Origin of the sequence: Acinetobacter sp. YH12052 (assembly GCF_013419835.1) — a bacterium.
In the GTDB taxonomy this organism is placed as follows: Bacteria; Pseudomonadota; Gammaproteobacteria; order Pseudomonadales; family Moraxellaceae; genus Acinetobacter; species Acinetobacter amyesii.
This window is the reverse complement of record NZ_VOZI01000024.1, coordinates 24335-35920: the sequence shown is the minus strand read 5'-3', so window position 1 is coordinate 35920 and position 11586 is coordinate 24335. Positions and strand designations below refer to the sequence as shown.

General features: G+C 42.2%; 11 protein-coding genes and 1 pseudogene. 7 read left to right on the top strand and 5 right to left on the bottom strand.

The features are described 5' to 3' along the window. Positions 1–91 (top strand): annotated as a pseudogene (locus FTU06_RS14965) (IS5/IS1182 family transposase); the annotation flags it as partial. An 83-nt stretch (positions 92–174) separates the two neighbouring features. Here the strand turns inward: FTU06_RS14965 and FTU06_RS14960 are convergent. Continuing rightward, complete coding sequence (locus FTU06_RS14960) at positions 175–747, bottom strand: nucleotidyltransferase family protein (protein ID WP_257234443.1); 573 nt, start codon at positions 745–747, stop codon at positions 175–177. A gap of 272 nt (positions 748–1019) precedes the next feature. Here FTU06_RS14960 and guaD point away from each other — a divergent pair, with 272 nt between their 5' ends. From guaD to FTU06_RS14945, 3 genes are all read left to right on the top strand, one after another. Next, positions 1020–2336 carry a guanine deaminase gene (gene guaD, locus FTU06_RS14955; protein ID WP_180147385.1) on the top strand — a complete coding sequence of 439 codons (1317 nt, stop codon included), beginning with the start codon at positions 1020–1022 and terminating at the stop codon, positions 2334–2336. A gap of 225 nt (positions 2337–2561) precedes the next feature. Beyond that, positions 2562–3089, top strand: coding sequence for a hypoxanthine phosphoribosyltransferase (hpt, locus tag FTU06_RS14950; protein WP_078189517.1), 528 nt, complete (start codon positions 2562–2564; stop codon positions 3087–3089). A gap of 178 nt (positions 3090–3267) precedes the next feature. Continuing rightward, positions 3268–3525: a GlsB/YeaQ/YmgE family stress response membrane protein gene (locus FTU06_RS14945; RefSeq protein ID WP_078189516.1), complete on the top strand. Its 258-nt coding sequence runs from the start codon at positions 3268–3270 to the stop codon at positions 3523–3525. Between the two features lie 76 nt (positions 3526–3601). Here the strand turns inward: FTU06_RS14945 and FTU06_RS14940 are convergent, their stop codons facing one another. Together FTU06_RS14940 and dmeF are read right to left on the bottom strand one after the other, a co-directional pair. Continuing rightward, positions 3602–4300, bottom strand: coding sequence for a DsbC family protein (locus FTU06_RS14940; RefSeq protein ID WP_180147395.1), 699 nt, complete (start codon positions 4298–4300; stop codon positions 3602–3604). Positions 4301–4416: 116 nt separating this feature from the next. Beyond that, a complete protein-coding gene (gene dmeF / locus FTU06_RS14935) occupies positions 4417–5361 on the bottom strand; it encodes a CDF family Co(II)/Ni(II) efflux transporter DmeF (RefSeq protein ID WP_180147382.1) in 945 nt (314 codons plus the stop codon). Positions 5362–5417: 56 nt separating this feature from the next. Here dmeF and FTU06_RS14930 point away from each other — a divergent pair, with 56 nt between their 5' ends. The 3 genes from FTU06_RS14930 (at position 5418) to FTU06_RS14920 (ending at position 8282) form a co-directional block, all read left to right on the top strand. Continuing rightward, on the top strand, positions 5418–5684 hold the full coding sequence (locus tag FTU06_RS14930; RefSeq protein WP_180147379.1) for a metal/formaldehyde-sensitive transcriptional repressor: 267 nt from the start codon (positions 5418–5420) through the stop codon (positions 5682–5684). Positions 5685–5799: 115 nt separating this feature from the next. Next, on the top strand, positions 5800–6975 hold the full coding sequence (locus FTU06_RS14925) for an MFS transporter (RefSeq protein ID WP_257234442.1): 1176 nt from the start codon (positions 5800–5802) through the stop codon (positions 6973–6975). 128 nt (positions 6976–7103) lie between these two features. After that, the gene (locus tag FTU06_RS14920; protein ID WP_180147376.1) at positions 7104–8282 is read left to right on the top strand and encodes a hypothetical protein; all 1179 of its coding nucleotides are present in this window, start codon (positions 7104–7106) and stop codon (positions 8280–8282) included. 85 nt (positions 8283–8367) lie between these two features. On the opposite strand, the gene mnmE is transcribed toward FTU06_RS14920, so the two are convergent. Together mnmE and yidC are read right to left on the bottom strand one after the other, a co-directional pair. After that, positions 8368–9723, bottom strand: a complete 1356-nt coding sequence (mnmE, locus tag FTU06_RS14915) for a tRNA uridine-5-carboxymethylaminomethyl(34) synthesis GTPase MnmE (RefSeq protein WP_180147373.1) — start codon at positions 9721–9723, stop codon at positions 8368–8370. A gap of 92 nt (positions 9724–9815) precedes the next feature. After that, positions 9816–11582, bottom strand: coding sequence for a membrane protein insertase YidC (yidC, locus tag FTU06_RS14910; protein ID WP_168379514.1), 1767 nt, complete (start codon positions 11580–11582; stop codon positions 9816–9818). Between the last annotated feature and the right edge of the window lie 4 nt (positions 11583–11586).

The following is an 11586-nucleotide window of genomic DNA, read 5'->3' as shown; positions in this document are numbered from 1 at the left end:
TAGAGGAATTGCCACAAGATACGATAAGCTAAAACGTAACTATCAAAGCGCTGTTGCTTTAGCTTGTATATTTATATGGTTGCCTCTTTAGCTCAATTTATCGGCTGTAAATGTCAACACACCCTAAAAGCCTTCTTTCGAGAAGGCTTTTTTATTCTGCAACGAAAACTTGGACTAAGCTTCAGGCGTCATCAAGAGTTTGAGTTTCGGCCAGCGGTGTAAAAATTGTTTTTGCTGCACACGCTGCAAAAAAGTCGCCTGACTGACTAAGCGTGGGTTCCAGCGGACATTTAACTCAAATAAATCATCTAAGCCCAAAGGAGCAATCAGCTGTATTTGCTGTTGATCATCCAATTTAACAGCGATGGCAGTAGCAGTTTCTGGCCACAACGATAGGGCATGCTCAATCGACTTGAGCGCCTGTATCGGCTCACCATTTTCCAAGCGATACCACTGGTGTACTGTCGCTTGGTTGGTGACATCCCAATGAATGTGAGGAAAATCTAACTGCATCTGCTGTTGAATTCTTTGACCCTGTGTTCCATCATCATGTTCCGCATAATAAATCACATCCACTTCTGTGCCTTCCAGTGCATAGTGTTGTTGATGTCGCTGTGACCAAATCAAATTACGAACCACGCCTGCAGCCAAATAAGCCTGTGTATCTATGGCATACAGGGCATGTAAAATCTGCATGATGCCTTGATGCTGAAGCAGGTTATGCTTTAATTGGTCTGAATAGCTCATGTTCACTAAAGGGTTCATTATCGTTTTTTAAAGGGCGCTCTTGAGATCAATATAGCAAGCGTTGCGACTCATGGTCTTTATTCATTCATCGATGCAATGTATACAGCTCAATGCTTTTGTATTATTCAAATCAAATACAATGAACAAAAAAACAGAATCACTCATAAACAGCTGTTCTATTTTTTAGAACACATTTTCACAATTACTCTAACGGTATTTTGAACCAAATTGGGCTACAATCAACCGAAAAAATTCTAAACTGCAGGTATGTCATGTCTTCTGTTATCGCATCTACAGCGATCCGTGGTCGCTTTCTAGATATTCAGAATACAGTTGCCCAAGCACGTGAAATTCACGACCAAGTGCGCTATTTCGAAGATGGTTTGCTGATTACGCAAGCCGGAAAAATTCAATGGTTCGGTCCATGGTCTGAGGGACAACATCATCTCCCAGATCAGGTTGACGTACAGCATTATCTAGATCAATTGATTGTTCCGGGTTTCATCGATACCCACATTCATTATCCACAAACGGAAATGATGGGGGCTTATGGTGAACAGCTACTGGAATGGCTTGATACTTATACCTTCCCAACTGAAATCCAATTTGAAGACCCGGCTTATGCAGAGCAAATTGCACAGTTCTTTGTAAACGAGTTACTTAAAAACGGGACCACGACGGCCTTGGTTTTTTGTACCGTTCATCCACAATCGGTCGATGCTTTATTTAAAGCTGCAGAACAGCATCAGATGCGCTTAATTGCCGGTAAAGTGATGATGGATCGACATGCCCCTGAAGCGTTATGTGACACTGCGGAGAGCGGCTATAACGACTCCAAAACACTCATCGAAAAGTGGCATGGCAAGGGCCGTAACCTGTATGCCATCACGCCTCGCTTTGCCCCTACCTCAACGCCTGAACAATTGGCACGGGCAGGGGAGCTAAAAGCCGAGTATCCTGATGTTTATGTACATACGCATTTGAGTGAAAATAAAAATGAAATTGCGTGGGTCAAATCATTATTCCCTGAGCAAAACGGCTATTTAGACGTTTATCATCATTATGGTCTGACCGGATCACGTTCCGTGTTTGCACACTGTGTGCATTTGGAAGATGCTGAATGGGACTGTATGCATCAGACCAACTCTGCCATTGCGTTTTGTCCAACCTCGAATTTGTTCTTAGGCAGTGGTTTATTTCCATTAATGAAAACATGGGAAAAACAGGTGAAAGTCGGCTTAGGCACAGACATTGGTGCAGGCACCTCATTTAACCAACTACAAACCATCAATGAAGCCTACAAAGTTCAACAACTTCAAGGCGATAAACTGTCCGCATTTGAAGCGCTGTACCATGCCACGTTAGGGGGAGCAAAAGCCTTAGACCTAGAGGACAAACTTGGAAACTTTGATTTGGGCAAAGAAGCAGATTTTGTGGTGCTCGATTTAAAAGCCACGGCTCTACAAGCCCTACGTCAACAACGTGCCAAAAATCTGGAAGATGCTTTATTTGCCCTGATGCTGATGGGTGATGATCGTAATATCTATGCCACCTATGTGTTTGGACAATGTGCTTATGTCAAAGCATAAAACGGCTCGACCGAGAGGAAAAACAGCGTTGAAAATTGGACTGATTGCCGTCACTTGTCTGTGCTTACTCAAGCGTGACAGCACTTCCAAGAAAAACTGATTACATTTTCAACGGCAAAAAAGATGCATCTACGAGCCAGATGTATTAAAATTGGTTCATCTTTAGAGGTGTTGCAAGTCAACACCTTTTTTATTTTTTTGATTTGCTTTTTTAGGTATCTACCCATGTCTGTTCAAATGAGCGTACTGATTTCCACTGAAGAAATTCAAGCTAAAGTGAAAGAGCTTGGCGCAAAAATTGATGCACACTATGCTAACAGCGACAAAGAGTTGGTGTTAATCGGTCTATTACGTGGTTCCGTTATTTTTATGGCTGACCTTTGCCGCGCGATTTCAAAACCGCATGAACTCGATTTCATGACCGTTTCAAGTTATGGCGGTGGGACCGTATCTACTCGTGATGTAAAAATCTTAAAAGATTTAGACGGCGACATTAAAGATAAAGATGTCTTGGTGGTTGAAGATATTATCGACTCAGGCAATACCTTAAGCAAAGTCTTAGAAATTTTACAGACGCGTAATCCGAACTCAATCGAGCTTTGTACTTTGGTCAGCAAGCCTTCACGTCGTGAAATTGACCTCGATGTCAAATTTTTAGGTTTTGAAGTCGAAGATAAATTTATCGTGGGTTATGGTCTGGACTATGATCAAAAATATCGTCATATTCCTTTTATTGGCGAAATTGGTCTCTAAGCAAGATCAGATACTTAAGAGTGGCCGAAGGCCACTTTTTTTTATTTTCGGGTTGTTTTTGAACAAAAAAACAACAGTTTTTTGCATGTTTAGGCTATAGCTCAGCGCTGTTTTGATTAAAGATAAAGATTGAACATGTCGTAAAAAACAAATACATGATAACAAAAGGAGAGTTACTATGTGGTCACTCATTGTTGCGATTGTTGTTGGTTTTATTGCTGGTTTAATTGCACGTGCGATCCATCCTGGAGATGACAAAGCCGGTTTCATCATGACCACCATTCTCGGGATAGCAGGTTCCTTACTTGCGACCTATGGCGGACGTTTATTAGGTCTGTATGGAGAAAATTCTGCTGCAGGATTTATCGCTTCCGTCATTGGTGCGATCATCGTGTTGTTTATCTATAACCTTGTAACGAAAAAAACCCGCGTCTAATTTTTATAGCACCATTAAAATACCCGCCTGTAGACGGGTATTTTTTTTATATTTTATTCATGCCGTACAGCTGAAATTATTTGATCTCTTTTAACATCGATTCTAATTCAGCAGCAGGGTATGCACCGGTTAAGATCGAACCGTTGGCAAAGACGATTCCCGGTGTACCACTTAGTTTTAAGCTTTTTGCTAATTTTAAATTTCGATCAATGGGGTTTGCACAACTTTTCGCTGACTTCGGTTGAATTCCCTTATTGATTAAATTATCCCAGGCCATAGCAGGGTTTGACTCACAAAAAATCTGCTTTGATGGCGCCAACGACTGCGGTTTTATGGCTGTGACAAAAGTATAAATGGTCACATCATTGAGTTTTGCCAGTTCTACTTCAAGCTTCTTACAATATGGGCAATTTGGGTCAGAAAAGATCGCGATTTGGCGCTTCCCATTCCCCCTGACTGTTTTAATCGCATCTTGTAATGGGAGTTTATTCCACTCAGTTTTTTGCTGACCGAGGAGCAATTGTTTGGTCAGATTTTTTTGATCTTTTAAACGGATCATAGAACCTGCTATCACATAATCCGCATTTTCACTCAAATACAAAACTTGATCTTCAACAAAGCCGCTATATATGCCCGGCATTTCGGTACTTTGAATATTTTCAATTTTTAAACTGGGGTGCTTTTCTGCCAAGAGCTTTTGAACGTGTGCCGCATCTGCCAAAGCAAAAGTCGAAAGGGTGGTACTCAACGCCAACGCACATATTTTTTTCAACATAGACCGAACAACTTCAACATTTAATTGATTCAGCATTCTAAGCCTTAACACGTGAAAGTCTTGGGCTTTTTTCAGTTCATTACGCAATAGCTACATGCCGTTTCACGTGGAACATATTAAGCTGCATCAGGTGAATTAATTTCAACAGACACATGCACAATTTCTTCATGAATCGACAGCGCTTGACGCACTTCATCTGCGCTCAATGCCTGACTGGTTTCTAAAGCCACAATACATGAAAACTGACCTTTACCCACTTTCCACACATGTAAATCGGTCACATCGACGTCGACAGGCAATTTCATTAAAACTTCTCGAATCTCATCAACGACAGGGTGATCCATTTCCGCATCCAGTAATGTTTGTCCAGTTTCTTTCATCAAGCCAATGGCCCATTTGCCAACTAGAACTGCACCGACAATCCCCAATAGCGCATCTAAAAATCCCCAACCCATCCATTTTCCGGCAAATAAAGCCACAATCGCCAATACCGAAGTCACCGCATCAGCAACCACATGCATGAAGGCTGCTTTCTGATTGAGATCGTGATGATGATCATGCTGCTCCTCATGGCTATGCTCATGATGGTAATGGTGATGGTGATGGTGATGGTCATCATGCAATAACCAAGCACAGATCAAGTTCACCACCAGACCTAAAATCGCAATAGGGATTGCTTCGTTATAATGAATTTGGACCGGGTTGAATAAGCGTTCCACCGAATGAAAAGCCATAAATGCAGCAACAACCATCAATAATATCGCGCTGCTATAGCCCACTAAAATTTCAATTTTCCAAGTTCCAAAGCTAAAACGAGCGTCTTGAGCATAGTGGCGTGCCGCACGATAGGCAAAATAGGCCAAGCCTAATGCCAACATATGTGAACTCATATGCCAGCCATCTGCCAATAATGCCATCGAATTAAAAATCCATCCGCCAATGACTTCTAACAACATCATGACTGCCGTTAAAATGGTGGCAATTAAGATCCGTTTTTGTGCGAGTGGATTACCTTCATCAAATTGATGATGATGAATTCGGATGGATGGGGAAGTTTTCATTAGGTTCTATGCTTAAATATACTCCCCCATAGTATATTTATTTTCGGGAGAAAGTGTTGAGTCATTTACATCAGGACAAAAAGATTTTAAATCGGGTTAAACGTCTACAAGGTCAGGTCAATGCGGTTGAACTGGCTGTACAGCAACCCGAAGCAGGGTGTATCGAGGTTTTACAACAGGTTGCGGCCATCAAAGGTGCTGTAAATGGATTAATGAATGAATTAATCGAAGCACATTTACGCCATCATGTATTGCCTCAAGATGCTGAAATCAATGAAGCAGAACTGGAAGAATTTGTAAAACTGCTTAAACGCTATGGATAACGTTACAACTGTGATTTGACCATGGAAAACAATCGGCATTAAACTGAGCCCATATTTCCTTCTTTCTCATGCAGCACAATATTGACCCTATTGGCTGTACCTCTGCGACTTTAAAATGACCACATCACCCTCTTGGCGACCGTTTATCATGGTGAGCCTTGCACTATGTATGGGCACTATTGGTACAGCGCTAGCTAGTCCTCTGTATCCCATTTATCAACAACTTTGGGGACTGCTGCCGAGTCATATCACCTATATCTTTGTTGCCTACATGTTTGGTTGCCTAGCGACCTTGCTGTTTTTAGGTCGTACCAGTAACAGTTTTGGTTTTTTAAGAACCCTGCAAATCGGTATGGCGTGCATCATCTTAGGTTTAAGCTTGTCGGTGTTTGCCAGTAATGCGCTGTGGTTATCTATCGGGCGCTTTATTATCGGTATTGCCTCGGGTTTAATTAGCACCTCAGCCATGCTTGGCTTGGTCTATACCATTCCTGAACAGCATAAAAATAATGCACCGCAGCTGAGTTCAATCATTACCGTGATTGGTTTTGGACTTGGCCCATTTATTGGTGGGGTGATTGCCCAATTTTCGGAACAGCCTTTAGTCACCCCTTATATCCCTGTGATCTTTGGTGGTTTGGCATGTCTAATTGGGTTGTTTTTTATTCGCACACCGAATTTTGAGCCACAGCCTTTTTCAGTGGCACCACATTTGGAATTGCCTGAAAAACGTGATCATTCACGATTTTATATCGCCGGGCTAACTGCCTTTTGTGCCTTTGGCTCTTTTAGCTTATTTGCATCACTCGCACCCTCATTCGTCAAAGATGCGATCCCATGGCATGGGCCTTTGGTCAGTGGTAGTGCCATTGCGAGTATCTTGCTGGTTTCCGCTGTCGTGCAATTTATGGCGAAATCGATTCCTTCTGCAAAATGTGTCAATGCCGGCTTAATGGTGTTAATACTGAGCTATGCGCTCCTTGCGCTATGTATGACCCAACACTGGAGTGCATTGTTTTTTATTAGCGATGTTTTAGTCGGTGTCGGTCATGGTCTGGGGCTTTTAGGCGCATTTGGCTTAGTTCATCAAATGACAAACAATCAAAACCGTGCTGCGGTGATCTCGACCTATTTATTTATTGGATATCTAGGCACCATTATTCCAATTATTGCAGCCGGCTATTTATCTGATCATTTTGGCTTGATGGTCGGTGTTTTAGGTTTTTGTATTGGCGTAGGCTTATTGTGTATCGGCTTATTATTTTGGCACCGTAATCTGAAAACCAATTAACTACGGATCGTATTCAAGAAGCATCTTGTATTGGATGCTTCTCTAACCCAAAAATAATTAAAAAAACCTATAAAAATCAATCAAATTAAATTAAGATCTTGTGTGATGTGATTCAAAAATTTAAAAAAATGCTAAAAATTCAATGTCAAATTAACACTGCGGAAAATCAAATCATCGCCAGCAGCGAATACGGGAATATTCACTATATTTTACCGTTTGAATCCTTACCGCAATTAGAAACCTATGATTTTATCGTTTGGGGCTTTTTACCCATTGCCATGCGCCTTGGCATCCCGCTGCATATAGAAGGACCTATTTCAATACAAACCCTCCACTCCGCACGGGAGGTTTCAACTGTCTGGGCCGCTTGGTTACCTGATTTATATCAACCAGTCATGCTCAGTGCTGCATCGATTATCCAAACACCACCGGCAAACCAAACCACTCAAAATTTAAGCTTTTTTAGCGGTGGAATTGACTCCACATATAGTACATACAAAGCTTTTCTTGAAAATGGGCAAGACTCTGATTGTCTCACTGTGCATGGAATGGATTATAAATTTGATGACCATGAAAAATTTCAGGCCTTAATGGATCAGACCCATGACTTTAGAAGCCAAGTTTTTAAGCAAAGTCGCGTGGTAAAAACCGATGCTTACACGCTGTACAGTAAATATGGCTGTAACCCTAAAGGTTCGCATGTCACACATATCTTTTCGCTGTTTTCCTGCGCTTCGATTTTTGAACATTACCAGCAATATCGAATTTCAGCCGATTACCGTTTAGATCAACAATTATTCGTTCATCCCTATGGCTCAAATACGGCATCCAACCGATTGATGAAGAACCGATCTGGGGTCTTAATCACCCTCGACGATGATGTCACGCGATCTCAAAAAACCGCATTTTTAAGCCAATCTGACTTAGATTTACAAACCCTGTCGATCTGTGTGGACTATAGGGCTCGACCAAAAAATTGTGGTCAATGCAGTAAATGTATGCGCACCAAAGCCATGTTTTATGCCACTAGCCCCGAAATTCCCGATATCTTTTTAGATCGTCGCTTTGAAAAACAGTGGTATCAATCCATTCCATTAAGTTCAAAAATTAATCGTGCATTTTTAATTGATATTTTGTCAGCGGTCGAAAAATCCTCGCAACAGCAACAATTTCCAGACTATGCAACACTCAAAGTCAAAGTTGAGGCTGTATCGAAAAGAGCAGCAATTGATCCTTTTTATGGGATGAAAATAAAAGATGTGCTGAGAACGATCATTAAAATCATTTTTGGCTCAAACCCACGCTAAAGCGATGCAAAAAAGCACGATGTTTTCGAACATCGTGCTTTGGATGGATCTATCCATAGGTGAAATGAGGAGCTCAATCGTTTTATTACTTTCCGATACAGAACGATCCAAAAATCTTACCGAGTAGATCATCTGCACTGAAATCGCCCGTAATTTCACCTAAGGCATTTTGCGCCAAACGTAGAGACTCGGCTACCAACTCACCCGCATGATAAACCACCAACTGCTCACGTGCTTCTGCAAGATAGCGCTGCGTGCGCTTCATTGCGTCTAAATGGCGTGTTCGAGCAATAAAGGTATCTTCTTCTGGTTGAAAGCCTGCATGCGCTGTAATCGCATCAATAAGCGCTTGAACGCCGGTTTCTTGTTTAGCCGAAACACGAATATGTCGAAAACCGTTTAAATCGGTCATTTCCGCGGTAGATCCCGTCAAATCGCATTTATTACCAATCAGCATCAAACGCTTCGGTTCAATATGATCGGCGAAGTACGCTTGAGCCAATTGAAGTGGATCTTCGCACTGACTTAAGTCATAGACCAAAAGTAACAAGTCAGCTTGCTCAATTTCTTTAATTGCGCGGCGAATCCCTTCTTTTTCGACGATATCACCGGTTTCACGTAAACCAGCGGTATCGGTCAAAGTAATCGGCAAACCATTGAGGCTGATTTTTTCATGTAAAACATCACGTGTCGTACCTGCAATATCCGTCACAATCGCACGTTCCACACCCGCCAAAGCATTGAGTAGAGATGACTTACCTGCATTGGGTTTACCGGCAATCACCACTTGTAAACCCTCACGTAGTAACTGACCTTGACGAGCAGACTGCTGTACAGCATGGACCGAGCTTGCCACTTCATCCAATAAGCCCAAAATCTTACCATCCGCCAAAAAGTCGATTTCTTCTTCAGGAAAATCAATCGCTGCTTCCACATGCAAACGCAAATGGATAAGTTTTTCTAGCACCGTATTGACCTTGCTCGAAAAGGCACCTTGTAATGAACGTACCGCTGAACGTGCCGCTGCTTGTGAGGTGGCATCAATCAGGTCGGCAATCGCCTCGGCTTGCACCAAGTCCATTTTGCCATTTTCAAAGGCGCGCATTGAAAATTCGCCCGCTTTCGCAGCAATAGCACCCAATTCAAGTAACCGTGCCAATAATGCATTTTGAATAACGGGGCCGCCATGACCTTGAAGCTCCACCACATCCTCACCCGTAAAGGAGTGCGGATTTGGAAAGCAAATCACCAAACCTTCATCCATGATTTCATTCGATGCATCATAAAACTTACGGAAACCAGCAAAACGTGCTTGTGGTAAGGATTGCTGCGTTAATGCTTCTGCAATGGCATAAGATTGGGGACCAGACAGGCGAATCACGCCGACACCACCACGACCCGGCGGTGTGGCAATTGCTGCGATGGTGGTTCGGTTTAACATAAAATTCACCTAAAAATTTTCAAACGACAGATAAAGAAAAATCCGCTTAAGATTACCATCTTAAGCGGATTTATTCAGCCCATCAGCAATGCTTAGTTTGCTGAGTCAGCCGCTTCTCGTTTTAAACGGTCTTTTTCAACTGATTTGTTAATCAAACCTTGTTGAAGAATAGTAATACTGTTGTTACAGATCCAGTAAAGCACAAGGCCCGCAGGGAAGAACAACATAAATACCGTAAAGATCACTGGCATGATTTTGAAGACTTTCGCCTGCATTGGATCAGCCGGTTGTGGGTTCAAACTTTGCTGAATGAACATGGTTAAGCCCATTAATAGCGGCAAAATAAACCATGGATCCATCGCAGATAAATCTTGAATCCAACCTAACCATGGCGCATGACGTAGTTCAACGGACTCCATCAATACCCAGTACAAAGCAAGGAAGATCGGCATTTGGAGCAATAACGGCAAGCAACCCGACAGTGGATTCACTTGTTCACGTTTGTACAATGCCATCATTTCTTGCGAGAAGCGCATACGGTCTTCACCGAACTCTTCTTTCATACGTTGCATTTCAGGTGCAATCACACGCATTTTCGCCATAGAACGGTAGCTCTTCGACGACAATGGCCACAAGATCAGTTTCACTAGAATCGTCAATAAAATAATTGACCAACCCCAGTTACCCACTAAACCATGGAAGAATTGTAGGCCTAAGAACAACAATTTCGCGATTGGCCATAACCAACCATAGTCTACAGTTTGGTTCAAACCAACAGCCAAATCTTTCAATTCAGACTGAATTTTTGGACCTGAATAGAACGTTGCATCTACTTCTGCCACAGTTCCTGCAGGAACATTGATTGCAGGCGATGTGAACTGAATAATGTTCATATCATCGGTAGATTTACGTGACTCAAATTTCGCAGCGTAGGGTTGACCATTAGCTTGCGTTAATTTGATCTGTCCAGGAATCCATGCACTCACGAAGTAATGCTGAACCATTGCAACCCAACCGCCAGTTGCTTCAACATTCAATTTTTCTTCATTGAAGTTGGCAAATTTAAGTTTGTTGTAATGTTCTTCAGGCGAACCCCATGCACCACCAAGGAATGTACCTAAAGTGAAAATACCTTGATCAGATTTGCCTGGATCTTCAGAGTTGTCGCGTTTAAGCTGACCAAACATCTGACCTTGCCAGTTCTGAGCACTGCGGTTCACGATTTTATGATTCACGACAACAGGGTATTCACCTTCAGTGAAGTTAAAGGTTTTAATAACCTCTACACCATCTGCTGTTTTATAAACCATCGGTACTGACAAAACTTTTGCTGTTTGTCCATCTTTACCCTTCACAGTTTTTGCGTCATTTAACGTATATGAAGATTTTTCAATCTCATACGTCGGACGTCCTTTCGGATTGCTGTCCGGGCCATTGAGACCAATTAAGCCAGACTGAGCAACATAAGTCCGTTTTGCATCGCTTTCAAGCATTACAAACGGTTCGTCGCTGTCTTTATTTTTGTCATGATTGAGTAATTCAATACGAACAATATCGCCACCCTTTGGATTAATCCAAAGATGGTAAAGGTCAGTTTGTACTGAAATTAACTGTTGACTAACAGGTGCAGTGGCATCTGTTGTTTGTTGTGTAGCAGCATTATTTGCTTGCGGCACATCAGTAGCAGCCGTAGCTGTCTGGCCATTTGGTAAATCGGCAGATACTTCATGCGTTACCACCGCAGCATTTTGCTGAGGTTTTTGTTCCGCATTTCCATAATCTTTCTGCCAAGCCAAAATGAGCAAATATGCGACAACAAACATGGCCCCTAGAATTGCAATCCTGGCCCATTGTTGCATAGGT